21 protein-coding genes are annotated in these 24332 nt (G+C 58.2%); 10 read left to right on the top strand and 11 right to left on the bottom strand.

What is annotated here, in order from left to right; genetic code table 11:
* Positions 1–33: 33 nt before the first annotated feature.
* The 4 genes from AC27VJ_RS11330 (at position 34) to AC27VJ_RS11315 (ending at position 5729) form a co-directional block, all read left to right on the top strand.
* Positions 34–1107: a BMP family ABC transporter substrate-binding protein gene (locus tag AC27VJ_RS11330; protein ID WP_488684106.1), complete on the top strand. Its 1074-nt coding sequence runs from the start codon at positions 34–36 to the stop codon at positions 1105–1107.
* 478 nt (positions 1108–1585) lie between these two features.
* Entirely contained in the window at positions 1586–2944 is a 1359-nt protein-coding gene (gene glmU, locus AC27VJ_RS11325; RefSeq protein WP_488684105.1) for a bifunctional UDP-N-acetylglucosamine diphosphorylase/glucosamine-1-phosphate N-acetyltransferase GlmU, read from the top strand.
* Positions 2945–3045: 101 nt separating this feature from the next.
* Positions 3046–4872, top strand: coding sequence for a glutamine--fructose-6-phosphate transaminase (isomerizing) (gene glmS, locus AC27VJ_RS11320; RefSeq protein ID WP_488684104.1), 1827 nt, complete (start codon positions 3046–3048; stop codon positions 4870–4872).
* Between the two features lie 188 nt (positions 4873–5060).
* On the top strand, positions 5061–5729 hold the full coding sequence (locus tag AC27VJ_RS11315) for a DUF502 domain-containing protein (protein ID WP_488684102.1): 669 nt from the start codon (positions 5061–5063) through the stop codon (positions 5727–5729).
* A gap of 17 nt (positions 5730–5746) precedes the next feature.
* Here AC27VJ_RS11315 and AC27VJ_RS11310 read toward each other — a convergent pair whose 3' ends face one another.
* Genes AC27VJ_RS11310 through recG form a run of 3 tightly spaced genes read right to left on the bottom strand, consistent with a single transcriptional unit; the run spans position 5747 to position 8427 of the window.
* Positions 5747–6001, bottom strand: coding sequence for a type II toxin-antitoxin system Phd/YefM family antitoxin (locus tag AC27VJ_RS11310; RefSeq protein WP_488684101.1), 255 nt, complete (start codon positions 5999–6001; stop codon positions 5747–5749).
* A gap of 54 nt (positions 6002–6055) precedes the next feature.
* Positions 6056–6316 carry a hypothetical protein gene (locus AC27VJ_RS11305; RefSeq protein ID WP_488684100.1) on the bottom strand — a complete coding sequence of 87 codons (261 nt, stop codon included), beginning with the start codon at positions 6314–6316 and terminating at the stop codon, positions 6056–6058.
* 5 nt (positions 6317–6321) lie between these two features.
* On the bottom strand, positions 6322–8427 hold the full coding sequence (gene recG, locus AC27VJ_RS11300) for an ATP-dependent DNA helicase RecG (RefSeq protein ID WP_488684099.1): 2106 nt from the start codon (positions 8425–8427) through the stop codon (positions 6322–6324).
* 170 nt (positions 8428–8597) lie between these two features.
* On the opposite strand from recG, the gene AC27VJ_RS11295 reads away from it, so the two are divergent.
* The 3 genes from AC27VJ_RS11295 (at position 8598) to AC27VJ_RS11285 (ending at position 13102) form a co-directional block, all read left to right on the top strand.
* Positions 8598–8915 carry a succinate dehydrogenase assembly factor 2 gene (locus AC27VJ_RS11295; protein ID WP_488684098.1) on the top strand — a complete coding sequence of 106 codons (318 nt, stop codon included), beginning with the start codon at positions 8598–8600 and terminating at the stop codon, positions 8913–8915.
* Positions 8912–12409 (top strand): transcription-repair coupling factor, encoded by a 3498-nt coding sequence (mfd, locus tag AC27VJ_RS11290; RefSeq protein ID WP_488684097.1) that lies wholly within the window; start codon positions 8912–8914, stop codon positions 12407–12409. Before AC27VJ_RS11295 ends, mfd begins: the two co-directional genes overlap by 4 nt.
* A gap of 354 nt (positions 12410–12763) precedes the next feature.
* Positions 12764–13102: a hypothetical protein gene (locus AC27VJ_RS11285; protein WP_488684096.1), complete on the top strand. Its 339-nt coding sequence runs from the start codon at positions 12764–12766 to the stop codon at positions 13100–13102.
* Between the two features lie 22 nt (positions 13103–13124).
* On the opposite strand, the gene AC27VJ_RS11280 is transcribed toward AC27VJ_RS11285, so the two are convergent.
* The 3 genes from AC27VJ_RS11280 to AC27VJ_RS11270 all read right to left on the bottom strand — a co-directional run bounded on the left by AC27VJ_RS11280 (position 13125) and on the right by AC27VJ_RS11270 (position 16719).
* Positions 13125–14069, bottom strand: coding sequence for a DMT family transporter (locus AC27VJ_RS11280; protein ID WP_488684095.1), 945 nt, complete (start codon positions 14067–14069; stop codon positions 13125–13127).
* A 55-nt stretch (positions 14070–14124) separates the two neighbouring features.
* Complete coding sequence (locus tag AC27VJ_RS11275; protein WP_488684094.1) at positions 14125–14796, bottom strand: DsbA family oxidoreductase; 672 nt, start codon at positions 14794–14796, stop codon at positions 14125–14127.
* Between the two features lie 96 nt (positions 14797–14892).
* On the bottom strand, positions 14893–16719 hold the full coding sequence (locus tag AC27VJ_RS11270; protein ID WP_488684093.1) for an extracellular solute-binding protein: 1827 nt from the start codon (positions 16717–16719) through the stop codon (positions 14893–14895).
* Between AC27VJ_RS11270 and AC27VJ_RS11265 the strand changes: the two genes are divergently transcribed.
* Positions 16697–16909, top strand: a complete 213-nt coding sequence (locus AC27VJ_RS11265; protein ID WP_488684348.1) for a hypothetical protein — start codon at positions 16697–16699, stop codon at positions 16907–16909. The two genes, AC27VJ_RS11270 and AC27VJ_RS11265, sit on opposite strands and share 23 nt — an antisense overlap.
* A gap of 134 nt (positions 16910–17043) precedes the next feature.
* Entirely contained in the window at positions 17044–17700 is a 657-nt protein-coding gene (locus tag AC27VJ_RS11260) for an invasion associated locus B family protein (RefSeq protein WP_113087724.1), read from the top strand.
* 77 nt (positions 17701–17777) lie between these two features.
* Here the strand turns inward: AC27VJ_RS11260 and hspQ are convergent, their stop codons facing one another.
* The 4 genes from hspQ to AC27VJ_RS11240 all read right to left on the bottom strand — a co-directional run bounded on the left by hspQ (position 17778) and on the right by AC27VJ_RS11240 (position 21214).
* Positions 17778–18107: a heat shock protein HspQ gene (gene hspQ / locus AC27VJ_RS11255; protein ID WP_488684091.1), complete on the bottom strand. Its 330-nt coding sequence runs from the start codon at positions 18105–18107 to the stop codon at positions 17778–17780.
* A 64-nt stretch (positions 18108–18171) separates the two neighbouring features.
* Positions 18172–19104: a DMT family transporter gene (locus tag AC27VJ_RS11250; protein WP_488684090.1), complete on the bottom strand. Its 933-nt coding sequence runs from the start codon at positions 19102–19104 to the stop codon at positions 18172–18174.
* A gap of 292 nt (positions 19105–19396) precedes the next feature.
* The gene (gene glnA / locus AC27VJ_RS11245) at positions 19397–20806 is read right to left on the bottom strand and encodes a type I glutamate--ammonia ligase (protein WP_062449491.1); all 1410 of its coding nucleotides are present in this window, start codon (positions 20804–20806) and stop codon (positions 19397–19399) included.
* Positions 20807–20875: 69 nt separating this feature from the next.
* The gene (locus tag AC27VJ_RS11240) at positions 20876–21214 is read right to left on the bottom strand and encodes a P-II family nitrogen regulator (RefSeq protein ID WP_007753933.1); all 339 of its coding nucleotides are present in this window, start codon (positions 21212–21214) and stop codon (positions 20876–20878) included.
* A 348-nt stretch (positions 21215–21562) separates the two neighbouring features.
* On the opposite strand from AC27VJ_RS11240, the gene AC27VJ_RS11235 reads away from it, so the two are divergent.
* Positions 21563–23032 (top strand): NAD(P)H-hydrate dehydratase, encoded by a 1470-nt coding sequence (locus tag AC27VJ_RS11235; protein WP_488684089.1) that lies wholly within the window; start codon positions 21563–21565, stop codon positions 23030–23032.
* Between the two features lie 2 nt (positions 23033–23034).
* On the opposite strand, the gene AC27VJ_RS11230 is transcribed toward AC27VJ_RS11235, so the two are convergent.
* Positions 23035–24075 carry a GlxA family transcriptional regulator gene (locus tag AC27VJ_RS11230; protein WP_353575952.1) on the bottom strand — a complete coding sequence of 347 codons (1041 nt, stop codon included), beginning with the start codon at positions 24073–24075 and terminating at the stop codon, positions 23035–23037.
* Positions 24076–24332 lie beyond the last annotated feature (257 nt).

Raw genomic sequence — 24332 nt, 5'->3', positions numbered from 1 at the left:
ACCAGGTTCACGCCTAACCAAGCAGGGGTAAAAATGAAGAAACTCATCATCGCACTGGCCGCCTCGGCCGCCGCCATCGTCGGCGTGGTTCCCACAGCCCAAGCCGCAGACGCCAAAAAGGTCTGCTTCGTCTATGTCGGCACCAAGACCGATGGCGGCTGGACGCAGGCGCACGACATTGGCCGTCAGGAATTGCAGAAGCATTTCGGCGACAAGATCGAAACGCCTTATCTGGAAAGCGTGCCGGAAGGCCCGGATGCCGAGCGCGCCATCGAGCGTATGGCCCGTTCCGGCTGCGAACTGATCTACACGACGTCGTTCGGCTTCATGGATGCGACCGTGAAGGTTGCCCAGAAGTTCCCGAAGGTGAAGTTCGAACACGCGACCGGCTTCAAGAACGCCGACAACCTCGCGACCTACAATTCGCGCTTCTATGAAGGCCGTTACATTCAGGGCCAGATCGCAGCCAAGATGTCGAAAAAGGGCGTTGCCGGCTACATCGCGTCCTTCCCGATCCCTGAAGTCGTGATGGGCATCGACGCCTTCGTTCTCGGCGCACAGTCCGTGAACCCTGAATTCAAGGTCAAGGTCGTCTGGGCCAACACATGGTTCGACCCCGGCAAGGAAGCCGATGCCGCCAAGGCGCTGATCGACCAGGGCGTCGATATTCTGACCCAGCACACCGACACCACAGCCCCGATGCAGGTTGCTGCCGAGCGTGGCATCAAGGCCTTCGGTCAGGCATCCGACATGATCAAGGCCGGTCCAAACACGCAGATGACGGCCATCGTCGATACCTGGGGCGCCTACTACATCAAGCGCACGCAGGCGCTTCTGGATGGCACATGGAAGTCCGAATCGATCTGGGACGGCCTGAAGGACGGCATTCTCACCATGGCACCTTACACAAACATGCCAGACGACGTGAAGAAAATGGCTGAGGAAACCGAAGCCAAGATCAAGTCCGGCGAGTTGCACCCCTTCACCGGCCCGATCAAGAAGCAGGACGGCTCCGAGTGGCTGAAGGCTGGCGAAAAGGCTGAAGACAAGGTTCTTCTCGGCCTGAACTTCTACGTCGCTGGCGTAGACGACAAGCTGCCGCAGTAACTTGGTTTTACTTCCGTCACCCCGGCCTTGAGCCGGGGGCCAGTGTGGTCAAGTCCTTGACCACGAAAAACTGTTTCGTCGCGCAGACGCGCGGCGGCTGGATACCGGATCAAGTCCGGTATGACGGAGTTGGGGAATGCGGCCAAGTAAGCTTGTGAAGTCGAGCGTGCGGCTGGCATGTTCAGACGCGGACTGCCTCACCCTCCATCGTCATCCTCGGGCTTGTCCCGAGGATCTAACCACGCTTCTGCGGATGCTACGTGGCAGATGCCCGGGACAAGCCCGAGCATGACGACCGTGGGTCTCATCAATCAAGCCGCGCCCGGAAACAGGCGCGGCTTTTTCTTTGCCTCCGCTCACGGCAGGTTTCCAACATTCACGCAATTTCCATGGTTTCTTTATTCTCGAGCGTTTATAGCGGGAAAATGAGCCCGCCCATCGATTGGCGGTCAAATGAACGATCAAGTCGGAGATACCAATGGAACGCAGTTGCCTTGCCGTCATTCTCGCCGCTGGTGAAAGCACACGCATGAAGTCATCCATGTCGAAGGTGCTGCATCCGGTGGCTGGCCGGGCGATGATTGCGCATGTGATGCAGGCGGTGGCAGGCGCGGGCGTCAGTGCTGCCGCGCTTGTGGTGGGCCGTGATGCGGACAAGGTGGCGGATGCGGCGCGCAGCGCTGGCGTCAGCGTCGAGCCCTATCTTCAGAAAGAGCGTCTGGGCACCGGCAACGCCGTGCTGGCAGCGCGTGCTGCCATCGAAAGCGGTTATGACGATGTTCTGATTGCCTATGGCGACGTGCCGCTGCTGACATCCGAAACGCTGAACAAGGCGCGTCAGGCGCTGAGCGACAATGTCGATGTCGTGGTCATTGGTTTCCACACCGACAAGCCGACCGGCTACGGTCGTCTGCTGGTGGAGAATGGCGAACTCGTTGCTATCCGCGAGGAAAAAGATGCGACCGAGGACGAGCGCAAGGTCACGTGGTGCAACAGCGGCCTGATGGCGATCAATGGCCGCCGCGCGCTCGATCTGCTCACTCGCATCGGCAACGATAATGCCAAGGGCGAATATTATCTCACGGACGTAGTGGAAATAGCCCGCTCGCTAGGCGGCAAGGCCATCGCCATCGATGCGCCTGAGACAGAACTGACCGGCTGCAATAACCGCGCCGAACTGGCTTACATCGAAAAACTCTGGCAGGAGCGCGCCCGCCATCAGTTCATGATCGATGGTGTCTCGATGATCGCGCCAGAAACCGTGTTTCTGTCCTGGGACACCAAAATCGGGCAGGATGCGCTTATCGAGCCAAATGTGGTGATCGGGCCCGGTGTGACCATCGAATCGGGTGCTGTCATTCATGCCTTTTCGCATCTGGAAGGCGCGCATGTCAGCGGCGGCGCGGCGGTTGGTCCCTATGCGCGGCTTCGCCCCGGCGCCAATCTCGCCGCCAATTCCAAGGTCGGCAATTTCTGCGAGGTCAAGAAGGCCGAGATCGGTGAGGGTGCCAAGGTCAATCACCTGACCTATATCGGCGATGCCTTCGTTGGTGCGGGCAGCAATATCGGGGCAGGGACGATTACCTGCAATTATGATGGCATCAACAAGCACGAAACCCGCATCGGCAAAAACGCCTTTGTCGGCTCCAACTCCTCGCTGGTTGCGCCGGTGACGATTGGCGACGACGCCTATGTCGCCTCCGGCAGCGTGATTACGGACGATGTGCCCGCCGATGCGCTGGCCTTTGGTCGTGCCCGGCAGGAGGTGAAGGAGGGACGTGCAACCGCTCTTCGCGCCCGCGCGCAGGCCATCAAGGACGCCAAGAAGAAGTCCTGACAATCGTAACGGATAGACATTGAAAGTGACCGCGGTTGCAATTGCGATTTTTGCGGAAATCGCTAGGACTTCGGTCAACATAAAATACCTCGGAGAATTGCATGTGCGGCATTGTTGGAATCGTTGGAACGCAGCCGGTTGCGGAGCGACTTGTGGATGCGCTCAAGCGGCTGGAATATCGGGGTTATGACTCCGCTGGCGTTGCAACGATCCATGATGGCGCACTGGCCCGCCGCCGTGCGGAAGGCAAGCTTTTCAATCTGGAAAAGAAGCTGTCGGAAGAGCCGCTACCCGGCCTGACGGGCATTGCCCACACCCGCTGGGCAACCCACGGCGTGCCGAACGAAACCAATGCGCATCCGCATTTCGTGGATGGCGTCGCCGTCGTTCATAACGGTATCATCGAGAACTTCTCGGAACTGCGCGATGAGTTGGCGGCAGACGGTGCCACCTTCACCACGCAGACGGATACGGAAGTCGTGGCCCAGCTTCTGGCCAAGTTCACCCGCGAAGGGCTGGACCACCGCGCCGCAATGCTGGCCATGCTGAACCGTGTCACCGGTGCTTACGCGCTGGGCGTCATGTTCCAGGATGACCCTACTACGCTTCTGTCTGCACGCTCCGGCCCGCCGCTCGCCATCGGTTACGGACGCGGTGAAATGTTCCTCGGCTCGGACGCGATTGCGCTTTCGCCTTTCACCAATGAAATCACCTATCTTGTGGATGGCGATTGCGCCATTCTCACCGCCAAGGGTGCAGAAATTATCGATTTCTCCGGCAATCCCGTCCAGCGCCAGCGACAAATCTCGCAGGCGACGGCTTATGTGGTGGACAAGGGCAACCACCGCCACTTCATGGAAAAGGAAATCTACGAGCAGCCGGAAGTCATTTCCCACGCCCTGAGCCACTATGTGGATTTCGCTGAAAAGCGCGTGAAAGATGCCGACCCCGCCATCGATTTTGCCAAGCTCACAGGCCTCGCCATTTCCGCCTGCGGCACGGCCTATCTGTCCGGCCTCATCGGCAAATACTGGTTCGAGCGCTATGCACGCCTGCCGGTGGAGATCGATGTCGCCTCGGAATTCCGCTACCGCGAAATGCCGCTTCTGCCGACGCAGGCCGCACTCTTCATTTCGCAATCCGGCGAGACGGCGGATACGCTGGCATCGTTGCGCTATTGCCAAGAAAACGGCCTGAAGATCGGCACGGTCGTCAACGTCCGCGAATCGACCATGGCGCGCGAGTCGGATGCGGTGTTCCCGATTCTGGCCGGCCCTGAAATCGGCGTTGCCTCCACCAAGGCCTTCACCTGCCAGTTGGCCGTTCTGGCTTCGCTTGCCATTGCCGCAGGCAAGGCGCGCGGTACGCTGACGGTTGAGCAGGAAACGGACCTCGTTCGCCACCTTATCGAAATGCCGCGCGTGATGAGCGAAGTCCTGAACGCCATCCAGCCGCAGATCGAAACCCTGTCGCGCGATCTCTCCCGCTTCAAGGACGTGCTTTATCTCGGTCGCGGCACCAGCTTCCCGCTGGCGCTGGAAGGCGCGCTCAAACTCAAGGAAATCTCCTACATCCACGCCGAAGGTTATGCCGCAGGCGAATTGAAGCATGGGCCCATCGCGCTGATCGACGAGAACATGCCCGTTATCGTCATCGCCCCGCATGACCGCTTTTTCGAAAAGACCGTGTCCAACATGCAGGAAGTCGCAGCTCGCGGCGGCCGGATCATCTTCATCACCGACGAGAAGGGCGCGGCTGCCTCCAAGCTCGAAACCATGGCGACCATCGTTCTGCCGAACGTCGACGAAATCATCGCCCCGATGGTCTTCTCGCTGCCGATCCAGCTTCTGGCCTATCACACCGCCGTCTTCATGGGCACGGATGTGGACCAGCCGCGCAATCTGGCGAAATCGGTGACCGTGGAGTAATCTGGTGCGCGGGCGAGGGCGCAAAATCCGCCGTTGCCCGTTTGTCCGGTTTAAAATAGCTGCGCGGCGGCGGCCAATCATGACGAACATTTCATGATAGCCGGCCTTGCGGGGAGGAACCCCCTCCTGCATTGTCCGTTATCATCCAACCTTCTTTGGTGATACCGAACAACAGCCCCACGGATTGTATGAAAGATCACCCACTCAAAGTTTCCTTTGCCACGCGGTTGCGTAATAATTTTCTGACTGGCATCCTCATTCTGGCGCCGGTCACGATTACCATGTGGCTGGTCTGGACATTCCTGCAATGGGTCGATAGCTGGGTTAAGCCTTATATTCCAGCACGTTACGATCCCGAGCAGTATTTCGATGTCGCCATTCCCGGCTTCGGCCTTCTGGTCGCCGTCATCGGCATTACGCTGATTGGGTTTCTAGGAAACAACCTCATCGGCAAATGGGTTGTAGGTTTTGGTGAGTCCATTCTCAACCACATGCCGTTCGTTCGGCCCATCTATAAAAGCATCAAGCAGCTTTTCGAATCCGTTTTGAAAGAACACTCCAGCTCGTTCAAAAAAGTCGGCCTCATAGAGTTTCCATCGCCCGGCACGTGGGCCATGGTTTTCGTGGCGTCGGACGCCAAAGGCGAAATGGCTTACCGCTTCAACGAAATTGGTCAGGAAATGGTCGCCGTCTTCCTGCCACCGACGCCGGTTCCCACCGCAGGCTTCCTGCTGTTCGTACCAAAAGACAAGATCATCATGCTGGATATGACCCCGGAAGACGGTGCCAAACTTCTGATCTCGGGTGGACTTGTTGCGCCGGATTTCGAGCTGCCGAAGGCAATCGCGCCGGTTTGATGGTTACAGCGCCGCGATCATTCAGGAAGGCCATCGTTGCCATAGAGAAAATCCTGGCTGAGCGCAGCACTGGGGCCATCGGTTCGTTTTTGTGCCGCCGACGCACGGATTTCCTCAATTATACGCCTGCGGGCTGACGCCTCTACGACAGCATTAATGGGCACGAGGCGCACGGCAGGATGACCGTGAAGCGTCACAATCTCATCACCCGCTTCAGCACGGCGAACGAGATCGGTCAGTTGTGCTTTCGCATCGGTTACAGATATCTGCATCTCAGTCTCGATTTGAGAACTACCGTTCAAAGACAGACCATGAAATGGTCCGTTTCAATCCTCGTCAAACACCTCGCTGCCAGCAGTCGATGTCGAGTGGAACACCGGCACGAACACGCGCATATAGACGAAACGCACGCTCCAGCCTTCTTCCCGCGCCTTCGCCCATGCTTTCTTTCGCCCCGGTTTCTTGAAGGTCTTGCCGATGGCCTTCTTTTCGCTTTTGGCAAAGGTGTCCGGCAGCAGTAGATTGTCTGGCGAGCAGAGGGCGTAGCCTTTGCAGAAGGCGGCTGGCGGTAGGGGCATGTCATTCATGATCGTTAGCCTGCATGGAGGAAACGGATCGCCTCGTCACGGCGATGGAGGTAGAGCAGGGTGCGCAGATTGCGGCCTCGCTCGCTTGATAGTTCCGGGTCGCGCTCGATAATATAGGCGGCGTCCTTGCGGGCGATTTCGAGGAGGTCGGCGTGGGCTTCGAGGCTGGCGATGCGAAAGCCCGGCGTGCCGGATTGGCGCGTGCCCAGAAGCTCACCTTCGCCGCGCAGCTTCAAGTCTTCCTCGGCAATCAGAAAGCCGTCTTCGCTATCGCGCAGAATGGAAAGGCGTGCTTTGCCGTTTTCGCTGAGCGGTCCCTTGTAGAGCAGAATGCAGGTGGAGGCTTCGTCACCCCGCCCCACGCGCCCGCGCAACTGGTGCAGCTGAGCAAGGCCGAAGTTTTCTGCGTGTTCGATGACCATGATGGTCGCATCTGGCACGTCCACGCCCACTTCGACCACGGTCGTCGCCACAAGCAGGCGGGTTTCGCCGCTCTTGAAGGCCAGCATCGCTGCATCCTTCTCCGGCCCGCTCATGCGGCCATGAATGAGGCCTATGTCTGCGCCCAGTGACTTCGCAAGAACGGCATGGCGTTCCTCTGCGGACATCAGATCAGACTCTTCCGACTCTTCCACCAGTGGGCAAATCCAGTAGGCTTTCTTGCCTTCCGCGAGCGCGCTTTTCAGCCGCGCTACGATGTCGCCGATGCGCTCCGTTGGGATAGTTACGGTGGTGATCGGCTTGCGGCCAGCAGGCTTCTCCGTCAGCTTGGAAACGTCCATGTCGCCAAAAGCAGCCAGAACCAGCGTACGGGGAATGGGCGTTGCCGTCATGACCAGCATATGCGGCGAGATTCCCTTGGCGGTTAGCCGCAGGCGTTGGTGCACACCGAAGCGGTGCTGCTCATCCACCACCGCCAGAACGAGGTTCTTGTAGCTGACGCTATCCTGAAACAGCGCATGGGTGCCGATGACGATCTGCGCCTCACCGGAAGCGATGCGCTCCTCGATCTCGCGGCGTTCCTTGCCCTTGGTGCGACCGGTCAGGACCTCACAGGAGATACCAGCGGCAGCGGCGAATTTCGAGATCGTCGCGAAATGCTGGCGGGCGAGAATTTCCGTCGGTGCCATCAGCACCGCCTGACCGCCAGCCTCTACCGCTGTCGCCATGGCCATCAGCGCCACCAGCGTCTTACCCGCTCCGACATCGCCCTGCAACAGGCGCAACATGCGGTCTTCGCTTGCCATGTCGGTCAGAATGTCTTTTACAGCAGCACTTTGGCTTGCCGTCATTGAAAACGGCAGGTTCGCCAGAATTTTGGCGGCAAAATCGCCCTTGGCGCGGATGGGTTGGCCGGTGACCTTGCGCAGTCTTTGCCGCACCAGTGCAAGCGAAAGCTGACCGGCCAGAAATTCGTCATAGGCCAGACGTCGCCGGGCAGGGGCCTGCGGATCGATATCAGTCTCATCGCGTGGGTCGTGAAGCTCGCGGAACGCATCTGCCACATGCGGAAAGCTTTGGCGTGCGGCCAGCGTCTCATCGATCCATTCGGGAAAGACCGGCAGTTTGGTCAGCGCACCTTCGATGGCCCGTCTCAACACCTTGGGCGAAAGCCCTGCCGTCAACGGGTATACGGGCTCTACCAGCGGCAGATTGTCGGCCTCGGAAACCTTCACCATGAAGTCGGGATGCACCATGGAGGCGCGACCGTTGAACCAGTCTACCTTGCCGCTGACCATTACCTCTTCATCGATGGGAAGCGCTTTTGAAAGCCAGTCGCCCCGGGCGCGGAAGAAGGTCAGCGCGATCTCGCCGGTCTCGTCATGGACGAACACGCGGTAGGGTGCGGAACGATTACCGGGCGGTGCTGGCTGGTGGCGGTCCACACGTCCCTGAATGGTGACAATGGAGCCCTGCGGCGCATGCGCGATGCCGGGGCGGTTGCGCCGGTCGATGATGTTGTAGGGAGCATGAAACAGAAGGTCTACAACGCGGCTTTCCTCGACACTTTCCCGGCCTAAAAGCTTCGCCAGCAAATCGGCAAGCTTCGGGCCTACGCCAGTCAGCGTGGCAACGGTGGCAAACAGCGGATCGAGGAGGGCGGGGCGCATGGCGAGCAAAATCGTGGAAGGGCGGGCGCAATGCAAGACCGTCACAGCGATAAACTCGGTTTATCACCGGCAGTTTTTGGCTCGTGCGACAATATTTCGATAAAAACCGGTTCCCAATCGTTCCTGTCCTGTTCTATAGGAAAGTCCAAGTCAACAAACGGGTGAATGCGATGACAGGACTGGTGCGCACAAGCGCCGACCTCGATCCGAGGCGCAGGCGAATTCTTTATCGGTGCTGGCATCGCGGTATCCGGGAAATGGACCTCGTTCTGGGCCAGTTCGCGGAAGAGAACATTGCGGACCTTTCCGATGAGCAGTTGGACGAGCTTGAAATCATCATGAACGAGGAAGATCAGGACCTCGTTCAGATGGTAACGGGCGCGCAGGCCATTCCTGAAAAATTTCAGACGCCCCTGTTTCAGACCATCATTTCCTACCGCCCGGATTTCGATCTGGTCATGGCCCAGAACGGACACACCCCAAAATGATAGCCGGATTCGATGTCAGGCTGGTGGCATCGGCCGATACGCCGCTGACCATCGGCAACGTGCCCTCGGGCACGGAAGCCTTCTTGCTCGCGGATCTGGCGCGGCAGGGCACGCCTGTTGCCTACGTGCTCTCCGATGGTCAACGTGTGGCCGATCTGGAGCAGATGCTTAGCTTCATTGCCCCTGATATTCCCGTTCTGAGCCTCCCCGCCTGGGATTGCCTGCCCTACGACCGCGTGTCGCCCAGCGCGCATGTGTCGGCTCGCCGCCTTGCCACCCTGTCCGGTCTTATCCACCATCAGAAAAAGCCGCACCCGGCCATCGTGCTGGTGACCGTCAATGCCATGTTGCAGAAGATGGCCCCGCGCGATGTCATCGAGAGCCTTGCGTTCTCGGCCAAGCCCGGCAACCAGATCCGCATGGACGACATCGCCGCACGGCTGGAGCGTAACGGCTTCGACCGTGTTGCGACGGTGCGCGAAGTGGGCGAGTTCGCGGTGCGCGGCGGTATTCTCGATGTGTTCGTGCCCGGTACGGAAGAGCCGGTGCGGCTGGATTTCTTCGGCGATACGCTGGAGAGCATCCGCACCTTCGACCCCGCCAGCCAGCGCACCATCGGACAGGCCCGCTCGCTTGACCTCAATCCGATGAGCGAGGTGACGCTGACGCCGGATACGATCAGCCGTTTCCGCAAGAATTACCTGTCGCTCTTCGGTGCCGCGACGCGGGACGATGCACTGTATCAGGCCGTGTCTGAGGGGCGCCGTTATGCGGGCATGGAACACTGGCTGCCGCTGTTTTACGAAAAACTGGAAACGGCCTTCGATTATCTCCAGGGTTTCCGCATCGTCACCGACCATACCGCGCGGGAAGCCGCCGTCGAGCGGTCCAAGCTGGTACATGATTATTTCGAGGCACGGCAGCAATCCGGCCAGACGAAGGGCGCAACCCAAGGCGCGCCCTACAAGCCGGTGTCGCCAAGCCAGATCTACCTTGGCGGCAAGAGCTTCGCCGAGACACTGAACGCCGTCAATGCGGTGCGCCTGACGCCCTTTAACGAGCAGGACAGCCAGGAAAAGCCGGTTGCAACGCTGGATGCCCATGTCGGCCCGCGCTGGGCGAAATCGCAGACGGAAAGCGAGAGCGAAGAGCGCGTCAATGTGTTCAGCCTTGCTGTAAAGCACATCGCGGAACGCCGGTCCAAGGGCTGGAAGGTTCTGATCACGGGCTGGTCGGAAGGTTCGCTCGACCGCATGTTGCAGGTTCTGAACGAGCATGGCCTTGAGAACATCAAGACCATCCAGTCGTTCAAGGAGATTGAGAAGCTCGGCAAGGGTGAGGCCGCGGCTGCGGTTCTAAGCCTTGAAGCCGGTTTTGAAATGGGCAACCTCGCCGTCATCGGTGAGCAGGATATTCTCGGCGACCGAATGGTGCGCCGCTCCAAGCGCCGCAAACGCGGAGCGGATTTCATCTCGGAAGTCGCCGGTCTGGACGAGGGTTCGCTCGTCGTTCACGCCGAACATGGTATCGGGCGCTTCGTTGGTCTGCGCACTATCGAGGCGGCGGGTGCGCCACGCGATTGCCTCGAGCTTCATTATGCCGATGAGGCCAAGCTTTTCCTGCCGGTCGAAAACATCGACCTCTTGTCCCGCTACGGTTCGGATGCGGCGGAAGCCAATCTCGACAAGCTGGGTGGCGGCGCATGGCAGATGCGCAAGGCCAAGCTCAAGAAGCGCCTGCTGGATATGGCGGGCGATCTCATTCGCATCGCAGCAGCGCGCATGGTGCGCCACGCCCCGACGCTGATTGCGCCCGATGGCCTCTACGACGAATTTGCTGCGCGTTTCCCCTATGACGAGACGGAAGATCAGCAGAACGCCATCGATTCCGTTCGCGACGATCTGGGGGCAGGTCGCCCGATGGATCGCCTGATCTGCGGTGACGTCGGTTTCGGCAAGACGGAAGTGGCGCTGCGCGCCGCATTCCTCGCCGCCATGAATGGTGTGCAAGTGGCTGTCGTCGTGCCGACAACGTTGCTGGCACGGCAGCATTTCCGCACCTTCTCCGAACGCTTCCGTGGTCTGCCGATCCGCGTTCAGCAGGCATCGCGCCTCGTTGGCACGAAGGAACTGGCGCTGACGAAGAAGGAAGTGGCCGAGGGAAAGACGGATATCGTCGTCGGTACCCACGCGCTGCTCGGCGCTGGCATCAATTTCGCCAATCTCGGCCTTCTCATCATCGATGAAGAGCAGCATTTTGGCGTGAAGCATAAGGAACGCCTGAAGGAACTGAAAAGCGACGTGCATGTGTTGACGCTGTCGGCCACTCCCATTCCGCGCACGTTGCAGCTTGCCATGACGGGCGTTCGCGAACTGTCGCTGATCACCACGCCACCGGTGGACCGCATGGCGGTGCGCACCTTCATTTCGCCGTTCGATGCGCTGGTCATCCGTGAAACGCTGATGCGTGAGCATTATCGCGGCGGCCAGAGTTTTTATGTCTGCCCGCGTCTTGCCGATCTGGCTGACATTCACGCCTTCCTGCAATCCGACGTGCCGGAGCTGAAGGTCGCTGTCGCTCACGGCCAGATGGCAGCGGGTGAGCTGGAAGACATCATGAACGCCTTCTATGACGGCAAATATGATGTGCTACTCTCCACCACCATCGTTGAATCCGGGCTAGATGTGCCGACCGCCAACACGCTGATCGTCCACCGTGCCGATATGTTCGGCCTCGCACAGCTCTACCAGCTTCGTGGCCGTGTCGGTCGCTCCAAGGTTCGCGCCTTCGCCCTGTTTACGCTGCCGGTCAACAAGGTGCTGACGACCATGGCGGAGCGGCGCCTGAAGGTTCTGCAATCGCTCGATACGCTGGGCGCTGGCTTCCAGCTGGCCAGCCATGACCTCGATATTCGCGGCGCGGGCAACCTGCTGGGCGAAGAACAGTCCGGCCATATCAAGGAAGTCGGTTTCGAGCTTTACCAGCAGATGCTAGAAGAGGCCGTGGCCGAAGTGAAGGGCGAGGACGATGTCATCGACAGCGGCTGGTCGCCGCAGATTTCCGTTGGCACCTCGGTCATGATCCCCGAGGCTTACGTGCCGGACCTGCACCTGCGCATGGGTCTCTATCGTCGCCTTGGCGAGTTGACCGATCTCGGCGAAATCGATGGCTTCGGTGCCGAAATGATCGACCGCTTCGGCCCGCTGCCGAAGGAAGTGCAGCACCTGCTCAAGATCGTCTACGTCAAGTCGCTCTGCCGCACCGCCAATGTCGAAAAGCTGGATGCCGGTCCAAAGGGCGTCGTCGTCCAGTTCCGCAACAAGCAATTCCCGAACCCCGCAGCACTTGTGGGCTATATCGGCAAGCAGGGCTCCATGGCCAAGATCAGGCCAGATCACAGCGTGTTCCTGACCCGCGATCTGCCGACGCCTGAGAAGCGTCTAGCGGGTGCGGCACTGGTGATGACGCAGCTTGCGGAGCTTGCGAAGACTTAATATCGAGGTTTTAGCAGTTTCTCCCCGTCACTCCGCACTTGGCTAGTAGGGGCCAGCAGACGCGCGTCTGCGCGGCGAAAAACGTTCTTTCCGCCCAAGGACTTGGGCTGACTGGATACCGGCTCAAGGCCGGTATGACGGAAGCAAGGGGCGTCTCGAATGGCTAAGGTTGGTCTTAACCGGATCACACGGGACGAGCGCGTTGGCAAAACAGTCATCATGCTACCGTGATAACCTACTCCCATTCCTTACCGAGATTTAATGAAACGGACATGCGGCGGTAGCCGTTGAAAGCATAGTCTCACCGTGTCGGTGGCATTGGTTGCTGCCCTCACACACTTAAGGAGCAGGACTATGTGGACGATGAATAGATTTGTCACCGCTGGTCTGCTTGCCTTGACAATTGCGGGTACCACAATTGCCACCACCAGCCAGGCAGAAGCACGCAATAATTTTGGACGCGGCGTCGTCGCCGGTCTAGCAGGGGGCGTTCTCGGCGGCGCGCTGATTGCTGGAGCATCCCACCACTATTATGGTTCGCCGGGTTATGGATATGGCTACGGCTATGGACCCGCTTACGGCCAGCCCGTCTATGGCCCACCCGTTGTCTATGAGCCGGTCTATCACCGCTGCCATCTGGCATGGCGTCAGGATGGCTACGGCGACATGTACCGCGTGCGTGTCTGCGATTGATGGTCGATTGAAGACGGGCTGATCAGTCCGTCTTCGCCTCATCACCTTTCCGTGTCATCGCGACGGCGACATTCTGGTCTGCCGCCGCGACCGATGTTGGAAGTGCAACATGTCTCTGCCGCTCACGTATGAGCGTGATCATTCCCGAGCCGATGATCAGCGCGATGCCGACAAACATCCAGCCATCAATATGGTCGCCGAAAATCAGGTAACCGAACAGGATCGCCCACAACATCTGGCTGTACTGGGTGGGACCAATGACCGCCGCAGGCGCGTATTTCGCAGCATACATGACCAGCACGTTGGCCAGCGCGCCAAGCAGTCCGTAACCGGCCAGGAACATCCATTGCTCGGCATTGGGCGGCGTAAACGACGACGTCATCGCCACACCGCAAATCGCCAGCGTTCCCAGCAAGCCTGCGCCATAGAGCGAGATGTTCTTTTCCGATGGCCCCATGGCGCGGAAGATGACGATGGAGATCGCGCCGCAGAGGCCAGCGACAATGGCGGCGAAATGACCGGTCGAAAGCTCGCGAAATCCCGGACGCAGAATGATCAATACGCCCGCAAAGCCGATGATGACGGCGGACCAGCGCTTGATGCCAACCTGTTCTTTCAGGAAGACGACGGACATGATGGTGACGAAGGCTGGCAGCAGGAAGATGAGCGCGAAGGCCTCGGCCATGGAGAGATGGGTGAAGGCCGTAACCGAGGTGATGGCACCGAGGCCGGATGTCACGAAGCGCAGTAACCAGAGCGGACGGTTGGTGGTGCGAACAATATCGCGCCAGTCATCATTGCGTTTGCGGATGAAGGGCAAGGCGCAGAGGCCGAAAAGTGCGCCGAAAAAGGCGGACTGGAAGGGCGACAATTGCCCTTCGATGAGCTTCACGCTCGCATCGCTCCACGCGTAGGCAGCAAAGGCTGCGAATGCGAGCAGAATGCCCTTCAACGTGCTATCGGACACGGAAACACCTGAAAATATTAGGGGCCGGAAATCGACAGCGGGGAGGCGCTGACGATCAGTTCATTGCCCTATGCTCTTCCAGCTTCATTCTGGCAATATCCCGCAGTGCATTAATCAGCACTTCCTTGCTTTGCGCGCCGCTGACAGCGTATTTCTGGTCGAGAATGAAGAAGGGAACGCCCGCAACGCCCATCTGCTGAGCGGCATCGATTTCGGCAATGACGGTATCTTTATCGGCGTCGGATGCCAGAAGCTTCTCAACGACCTCACGGTTCATACCAGCCTTCTCGCCGATATCGGCCAGAACCTTGTGGTCGCCAATGTTGAGGCCTTCCTCGAAATTGGCGCGGAAGAGTTCTGTCACGACCTTGTCCTGAAACTCGCGGCCTTCGGCATGCGCCCAGAGCGACAGGCGGTGGGCATCGAGCGTATTCGGGCCAACCTTGATGGTGTCAAAATCGAAGTTGATGCCGACTTCCTTGCCGAGCTGCGTCAGCATCTCATGCGCCTGCTCGACCTTGTCCTTGCCGCCCAGCTTTTTTTCCAGCTCGGCCTTCTGGTCCACACCCTCAGGCGGGTAATCCGGGTTGAGGCGGTAGGGACGCCAGTTCACGTCGACGCTCACCTCATCCAGTACTTCTGCCAGCGCCAGATCAAGCCTAGCCTTGCCGAGATAACACCAGGGGCAGACCATGTCCGAGACGACGTCGATAACAATGCGTTGCATGGTGCTTCCCTTTCGGACCTGAAAATCTGTGCCCCATCTAGGGGCGTTGCTGCGCTTGCGCAAGGCGTTACCTGAAGAGAACCATGTCCCGCAGCGTTACTGAACGCGCTTGTCCCACCACGTCGTTTTCTGGTTGCCCAGAAGCGGTGTGGACTCTGGTCGCTCGATGTATTTCCAGCGGGCCACCCACTGCGCGCCGATGTAGTAAAGCGGAATGATGTAATGCCCGCCAGTCAGCAGGCGGTCATAGGCTCGCACAGCGGCTTGAAAATCTTCTGTGGAGCGCGCCTGCAACAGAGCTTCCAGCATGCGGTCCACATCGGGGTCGGCAACGCCCGCATAGTTGAAGCTGCCATTGGCATCACGCGAATCCGAGCCCCAGCGGTTCAGCTGTTCTGCACCCGGCGACAGCGAAGAGGGCAGCGAGCGGATGATCATATCGTAGTCGAAACTGTTGGAGCGGGCCTGATATTGCCCGTCATCGACAGAGCGAATGGCCATATCGACGCCGATCAGTTTCAGCGAACGTTGATAGGCAAGCGCAATCCGTTCCTGCGCCGGGTTCTGCGTCATGATCTCGAAGGTCAGCGCCCGGCCATTGGCGTCCGACATCTTGCCCTTCTTGATCGTATAACCGGCTTCCTTCAGCCTATCGACGGCAAGCTTCAGCACCTTGCGGTCTGCGCCCGAACCATCGGTGACAGGCATGGCATAGGTGCCAGCCAGAAGTGCCGGTGGTAGTTTCTTGGCAGCATCGCCCAACAAGGCGAGTTCGCGCGCATCGGCGGCATTACCGAAGGCACCCAGCGCGGAGTTCTGCCAGTAGCTTTGCGTGCGCTTGAAAGCGCCGCCCAGAATATTGCGGTTCATCCATTCGAAATCGAGCGCGAAAGAAAGGCCTTCGCGCACTTTTTCATCCGCAAACATGGCACGTCTGGTGTTGAATACTAGGCCGAACATGCCGGATGGCAAGCGGGATTCGAAAACATCCCGGGCGATTTCACCGCGATGAACGGCGGGGAAGTTATAGGCCTGCCCCCAATGGGAGGTGTCGGACGTGCCGTTGATGGCATCACCTTCCGGGTAGATGTCGATATCGCCCTTCTTGAACGCCTCGAACATGGTCGTGACCTGAAGGAAATAGATGATGCTGATTTCGTCGTAATTGTCGAAACCGACCTTTGACGGCACGTCCTTGCCCCAGTAGTTCGGGTCGCGTTCCCAGACGATCCGCTCTCCTGGTCGCAGAGATTTGATTCGGTAAGGACCGGAGCCAACGACCGGGCCGAGGCCGCTCTGTTCGAATGTGGCCTGATCGATTGCGTGCTTGGGCAAAATCGGCGTCGAAGAGGCAAGGATGAGCGGCGTCTCGCGATTCGCATTCTCGTTGAAGGTGAAGCGAACGCCATGTTCACCTACCTTCTCCATTTTCGCCACGCCATTCAGGCGGCTGTTGAAGGGCGGGCGACCTTTTTCCTTCAAAAGATTGAACGTAAAGATCACATCATCTGGCGTGACCGGCTGGCCATCCTGCCATTTTGCTTTCGGGTTGATGTTGAACTGGATGTAGGTGCGGTCGTCGTCCCACTCGGCGCTTTCAGCCAGCAGGCCATAGAGCGAGAATGGTTCATCGCCGGAGCGCTGCATCAATGGTTCATAGAGAAGATTGCCGAATTCCGGATCCCATACGCCACGGGCGGTGGTGCGCATGCCCTTCAGAACAAAGGGATTGAGGCTGTCGAAGGTGCCGACGACGCCATAGGAAATGCGTCCGCCTTTTTTGACATCAGGGTTCACATAGGGGAAATTTTTGTAGTCGGGAGACAGGGCAACAGTCCCATGCATCGAAATTCCATGGAGGGGTTCCGCCAACGCCAGACCGGAAAAAAGAAGGGCGGGGATGAACGCCAAAAGGCTTCGCATGTTAGTTGTCCTGTCGCATTCGGGCTGTTTAATCACGGGATTGCTACGTGAGGCAAACGCCGCTCGTCTTGTATTGATTCCCGCGGGAATGTATCACACCCAACTATGGCAGACATCCGACGAGAGAAAATCTGTCGGCGCTCAAGAAAAGTTCAAAGAAGTGCTGGATATCGCGCCCAACGGGATGTAACAGGGTTGCCGAAACAGTCGGGTCACGCATTTGCCTCATTTAAACGACAGTGGAACGGGCAGACGGATACCGGTGATGTTGAGCAGTTCGATCCGTTCTGCTTCGCATAAAAAATTTTAGGAGACGGAACTCTTATGATGCAAAACGCAAACACATTCACCCGCGCAGCCCTAGCTGCTGTCGTTGCTTCTCTGGGTGCCGTGTCTGCACCTGCCGTGTCGCAGGCTCAGCAGGCAGCTCCGGCTGCCGGAGGTGCTGGCGCACCCCCGCTCGGTTGGTTCAAGACATGCAGCAAGCAGGAAGACAATGATGTTTGCGTCGTGCAGAACGTTGTTCTTGCCCAGAACGGCCAGATGATTACGGCTGTCGGCCTCATCAGCGTTGAAGGCAAGGTCAACCGCAAGCTTCTTCAGGTTTCGGTTCCAACCGCACGCTTGCTGCCTCCGGGCGTCATGATGCAGATCGATGGTGCCAAGGGCCAGAAGCTTGACTACGCGGTTTGCCTTCCAGACAAGTGCACAGCTGAAGTGCCGCTGACGGATGCAATGATTGCCAGCATGAAGAAGGGCACGGAAATCGTGTTCACCTCCATCAACTTCCGCCGCGCGCCAAACCCGATCAAGATCGCTCTCAGCGGCTTCACGGGCGCTTATGACGGCCAGCCAATCACGCAGTCCCAGCTCGCTGAAAGCCAGCGTTCGCTACAGGAAGGCATGCAGAAGAAGGCAGAAGAAGCTCGCAAGAAGCTGGAAGCTGCTCAGGATGCTGCAAAGACCAAACCTGCAAACTAATATCGTCATTCACGACATTAAAAAAACCGGCCTGTTATCAGGCCGGTTTTTTGTTGGGTGACGCTCCGTTTGGGAGATCAGTGCGTCATGGCCGCTTTCGCGCGTAGATCGCCGGTTGGCGTGGTGTCGAATATCCGGGTGATATTCGGATTGCGCAACGGCTGGTCGCTCTCGTCATGGATCAGGTTCTGTTCCGAGACATAGGCGACATATTCGGTCTCATCGTTTTCCGCCAACAGGTGGTAAAACGGCTGGTCGCGATCCGGACGGATTTCCGCTGGAATTGCGTTCCACCATTCTTCGGTATTGGCATATTCCGGGTCTACGTCGAATACCACGCCGCGGAACGGAAACACCTTGTGGCGAACAACCTCGCCAATCGTAAATTTTGCGTCTCTTTGTTTCATGGCATGCACATCCTTTCCCCATACAATTTGGGGTCCGGATGAAAAATATCAAGATATTTAGTGGTCAAGCGCGATTTTGTGATTTCAGCTTGCCAAAGGGTGCCGTTGCCAGCACCACGCCGCCGGTAACCAGGACAATGCCGAGCGCATGATAATGCTCGAAACGCTCTCCCAGAAACACTACGGCCATGACGATGGATACCGGCGGCATCATATAAAGCGTGATGCCTGCGGTGGCCGGGCCAAAGACCCGCACCGTGTGAGTGAAGCAGTAAAAGGCGGCAATTGATGCGAACAGAATGATGCCGCCGATCTTTGCCCATGCCACGACTGATGAAGGCAACATGCCGCCATGGGCAAGCTCGATAGCAGCCGGTGGCAGCAGCACCAGCGCGCCTGACAGTGCGATGACGGCAAACAGGCTAAGCGACGCCATGTCTCTGGCGGCTGGGTCTCGCAGCAGTAGAGAGTAGATCGCAAAGGAGATCGACGCGACGAGAATGGCAAGATCGCCGCGATTGAAATCAAGCCGCAATAGTTGCGCCACATCGCCTTTCAGCACAATTGCCGCCACGCCCGCAAAGGCGATGACCATGCCCAGCACTTCCAGCCGCCGGATCGCACGACCGTAAAGCACCCGCTGAAACAGGATGATGAAGAGAGACGATGTTGTGTAGATCAGCGTGCCATTGGCTGCCGAGGTCATGGTGAGACCCCAATAGACCACGCCGCCGCAGATGCCCATGCCGAGAAAGCCGAGGATCAGCCAGAGCGCCGTTTTCGTTTGGATGAAGCGCAGGCAGGCGCGCCAATCATGGATGATGAAGGGTGCCACGAACACCACCGAAAAGAACCAGCGCAGAAATGCGGTGACGAATGGCGAGACTTCGCCAATCACGCCGCGACCGAAAATGACGTTGCTGGAAAAGAAGAAGGGTACGGCGAGGAATATCAGCCAGTCACGCACGCGAGGGGTGGTGTCGGTGGCTGGGGGCATGGGGCTTTCCGGTATGCGATGGTTCATTGTCTTGTGGCCTGCCACAATTAAATCACGGCGATTGCCGCTCACCCCCCTCTGCCCTGCCGGGCATCTCCCCCTCAGGTGGGGAGATCGACTCGCAGCAAACCCCTCGATAACCTCAGACGTTGAGATTGAAGTGATGCCACTGCGCCCAGCCGATCTCCCCCCTTGAGGGGGAGATGTCCGGCAGGACAGAGGGGGGTAAGCCACACCCGCATGGCGTACAACAAAACAAAAAAGGCGCCCCGAAGAGCGCCTTTTCCGGCAATTAAGCCGAGTAGTACATGTCGAATTCGACCGGGTGCGGGGTCATTTCGAAACGCATGACTTCGTGCATCTTCAGTTCGATAAAGGCATCGATCTGGTCGTCATCGAACACGCCGCCGGCGGTGAGGAACTTGCGATCCTTGTCGAGGCTGTCGAGGGCTTCACGCAGCGATCCGCACACCGTTGGGATCTTCTTCAGTTCCTTGGCGGGCAGGTCGTAGAGATCCTTGTCCATCGGCTTGCCGGGGTGGATCTTGTTTTTGATGCCATCGAGACCGGCCATCAGCATCGCGGCAAAGCCGAGATACGGGTTCTGTGCCGGGTCGGGGAAGCGAACCTCGACGCGCTTTGCCTTCGGGTTGGAGCCGAAAGGAATACGGCAGGAGGCAGAACGGTTGCGGGCGGAGTAGGCCAGCAGAACCGGTGCTTCATAACCCGGGACCAGGCGCTTGTAGGAGTTGGTCGTTGGGTTGGTGAAAGCGTTGATCGCCTTGGCATGCTTGATGATGCCGCCGATGTAGTAGAGGCAGGTTTCGGACAGGCCAGCATATTCGTCGCCAGCGAAGGTCGGCTTGCCGCCCTTCCAGATGGACTGGTGAACGTGCATGCCCGAACCGTTGTCGCCAAAGATCGGCTTCGGCATGAAGGTTGCTGTCTTGCCGTAAGCGTTTGCGACCTGATGCACAACGTATTTGTAGATCTGCATCTTATCGGCGCTGGATACCATCGTGTCGAACTTCACGCCCAGCTCGTGCTGTGCAGAAGCGACTTCATGGTGGTGCTTTTCAACGACAACGCCCATTTCACCGAGAACGGTGAGCATTTCGGAACGCATATCCTGAAGGCTATCGACCGGAGGAACCGGGAAGTAGCCGCCCTTGACGCGCGGACGGTGGCCGAGGTTGCCGGTCTCATAGTCGGTGTCGTCGTTGGACGGCAGTTCGGACGAGTCGAGCTTGAAGCCTGTGTTGTAAGGGTCGGCCTTGTACTTCACGTCATCGAAGACGAAGAATTCAGGCTCTGGGCCAACGAAAATCGTGTCGCCGATACCGGAAGCCTTCAGGTAGGCTTCAGCCTTCTTGGCTGTGCCGCGTGGGTCGCGGTTATAGGATTCGCCCGAGACGGGGTCGAGAATGTCACAGATGATGACCATGGTGGACTGAGCGAAGAACGGGTCCATGTGAACCGTTCCCGTGTCAGGCATCAGCACCATGTCGGACTCGTTGATGGCCTTCCAGCCGCCGATGGAGGAGCCGTCGAACATCACGCCATCGGCGAACATGTCTTCGTCCACACAGGCTACGTCCATGGTGACGTGCTGTAGTTTGCCCTTGGGGTCGGTAAAGCGCAGGTCCACGAACTTTACGTCGTTGTCCTTGATCTGCTTGAGAATATCGTTTGCGGTCGTCATTTGAAACTTTTCCTTGAGTGTAATGATAACAAGGTGAAGCCCCAGCTTTTCCTGCTGGGTTCAGTCTTTTTATATGGCGTCTACGCCTGTCTCACCCGTGCGGATACGAATAACCTCTTCCACATTCGAGACAAAAATCTTTCCGTCGCCAATGCGGCCTGTCTGTGCAGCGTTGCGAATGGCCTCGATCACGGCATCCGCATTTTCATCCGCAAGCACGACTTCGACTTTTACCTTGGGCAAAAAGTCGACGACATACTCTGCGCCGCGATAGAGTTCCGTATGGCCTTTTTGACGACCAAAGCCCTTAGCTTCCGTAACCGTTATTCCCTGAAGTCCGACTTCCTGAAGGGCTTCCTTCACTTCGTCGAGCTTGAAAGGCTTAATGATCGCTTCGATCTTTTTCATGAGAAAATATCTCTCCGCTTCTCCCGTTAAAGCGGTCTTTCCGCTCTGCCACAAGAATGCACGTATCGTGCCAGATCGGAAGCGGGTTTGAATAAAAAATCTTCAAAAAATGGCTGGACAAGGCGAAATTTGGCGCAACTTGCCTGTTTTCGCGGGTGAAAATACCGTCTATCGCCAGCTATAGAACGGTTTTTTCACGATTTTGCCAAATTTCGAACGTGTTACGCAAAGGTAAATGCACGGTGTGATCTGGGTAAATTTTGTGCAAATGAATATATTTTATGCAAGTGAATTTGCCTAATTTTGCGCCGATTGCCTTTTGCAAGATTTTGCGCTGAATATGCCCGCATGATGTTTTCAGCCAGCCATGCTTTGATCGACCCGGCCGCCATGGCGCGTATTGATGCGAGTGCGGAAAGAAGCGGCATATCCGTCTCCGCGCTGATGGAACGGGCAGGGCAGGCCGTTGCCGCATGCGCGCTCAAATACTATCCGCAAGCGCGCCGCTATGTCGTGCTCTGCGGCATCGGTAACAATGGCGGCGATGGCTTCGTGGCAGCACGCGCGTTGAAGGAGAGCGGTTCCGAGGTTGCTATCTTTGTCTTCGGCGATATTGGCAAGTTGAAGGGAGCGGCGAAGCAGGCGTTCGATGGCATGGCACAGTCTTTCGAACCGCTCGATGATTACAAGCCCCGATCCGGCGATGTGGTGATCGACGCGATTTTCGGCGCGGGACTTTCCCGTAATGTCCCTGTTGAGGTGGCTACCCTCATCGATAAGGTCGAGACAGCCGCCATACCCGTTATCGCCATCGATCTGCCGTCCGGGTTGTGCGGAAAGCGGGGCGTGCCGTTGGGGCGAGCGTTTCAGGCAGAGCGAACGGTCACCTTCATGGCGCGCAAGCCGGGCCATGTGCTGATGCCGGGGCGGTCGCTGTGTGGTGAGCTTGAGGTTTTCGATATCGGCATTCCGTATCGAATTCTTCGGGAGCACAGCGGCTTGATCTGCGAAAACCATCCTTCGCTCTGGATGAGTGCGTTCCCGAAGGCGGACGAAGATACGCACAAGTTCAAGCGCGGGCATCTCACCGTCTTCTCCGGCCCATCCCACGCCACCGGCGCTGCCCGCATGACGGCGATGGCGGGCTTTCGCGCCGGTGCAGGCATTGTTACTGTTGCCGCGCCACATGAGGCGCTGGGCGTGCTTTCTGCGACGCTGACGGCGGTGATGGTGTCGGGTATCGAAAGCGATGAGGAGCTTGAAGCGTGGGCTGGCGACAAGCGCCACAATACCTATGTTCTCGGCCCTGGCTTTGGCTATCTTGAGAAAGCGCGCCGCTTCGTCTCTCTGTTGAAGGATAAGGCGCTGGTGCTGGATGCCGATGGCATCACGGCGTTCAAGCAGGAGCCGCAGCGTCTCTTCGATCTCTTCGCTGCCGATGCGCCCCGCATTCTGACGCCACATGAGGGCGAGTTCGGTCGCCTGTTTCCTGACATTGCGGCAGACGACAGTCTCAGCAAGATCGAGAAAGCGCAGGCGGCTGCGGTGCTTAGCAATTCAGTCATTGTCTATAAGGGCGCAGATACGGTGATTGCGGCTCCGGATGGTCGTGCGCTGGTCAACACCAATGCACCGCCCTATCTGGCTACTGCGGGTTCGGGGGATGTACTGGCGGGAATAGCGGGCGGTTTTCTGGCGCAGCAGGTTCCGGCGTTCGAAGCGGCGGCTGCCGCTGTCTGGCTGCATGGTGAAACGGCCCAGCGTCTGGGTCCGGGTCTCACCGCCGAGGATTTGGCCGCGGCGGTTCGTCCTTTTTAAGACTAGTGAGCGGGTTTGCCCTGGCTGGCGGCTGCGGCCATGCGCGATGCGCTCATGACCAGCTTGCGCTCTGCACGCTCCTGCTGCGGCGTGCGATTGTAGATTTCGCGATAACATTTGGAAAAATGCGACGCGGAAACGAAGCCGCAGGCAACGGCCACCTCCACCACCGGCATGGCCGATTGCACCAGCAGGTGACGTGCGCGATCCAGCCTGATTTCTAGGTAGTAGCGGGCAGGGGAACGCCCCATTTCCTGTCGGAACAGCCGCTCCACCTGCCTGCGTGACAGGTCAGCATCATCTGCAATATCCAACAGGGATAGCGGTTCTGACAGGTTGCTTTCCATGAGTTCGATGATCGATAGAACCTTGTCGTTCTGCACGCCAAGGCGAGCGCGCAGCGGCAGGCGCTGGCGGTCATGCGGGTTGCGCACGCGGTCCGTCAGCTGCTGTTCGCAGACGCGGTTGACGAGGTTTTCGCCAAAATCCTGACCGATCAGGTTCAGCATCATGTCCAGCGATGCCGTGCCGCCCGCGCAGGTATAGATGTTGCCATCCACCTCGTAGAGGTCGGCATAGACCTCCACCTGCGGAAAGGCTTCGGAAAAGCCGGGCAGGTTTTCCCAATGGATCGCACAGCGCTTGCCGTTCAGCAGGCCAGCCTGGGCCAGCACATGTGCGCCCGTACAGAGGCTGCCGACAGCGATGCCGCGGTTGTTGGCCTCGCGCAGCCACGCGTTGACGGATTTGTTGTTGTATTGCTCGATATCGATGCCGGAACAGATCAGCACCATGTTCGGGCGATTTTCGCCGCTGACCGATTTGCGCTCTTCAGCCAGCGATGTGTTGGCTTCCAGTGCGATACCGCTGGAGGAGGCGACCTTCTGCCCATCCGCTGAGGCAAGGCGCCATTCATAAGCTGCGTAACCAAGCATACGGTTGGCAATGCGCAAAGTCTCCACCGCTGCCGTGAATGGCAGCATGGTGAATTGCGGAACCATAAAAAAGACGACTGAGCGTTTCTTGGGAGGAGTTTTGCTCATTATGACCATGCTCCATTGCGGAAACGCAATTCCTTGCTTGGAAACCGTCCGCTGTATATCTCATTTGCGACACTCTCGGCGCAAGATACGACGCCGCTGTTTCGCTGTCAAAAAAACTGTGGGTGATTGGGGTTTGACGGACGTCAAGCCGGGGCTTGCCGAGGAGCTGGGACCGAACCGCTAATTTAGGCTTAAGCCGATATTTTGCATTTTATTAATATTGTTTTCAATTTTTCGGCGCAGCCTTTCAACACTAT

The organism is Agrobacterium sp. 20P9.1.2, from assembly GCF_057799395.1.
The sequence above is the reverse complement of the archived record's forward strand: the minus strand, read 5'-3'. Positions and strand labels throughout refer to the sequence as shown.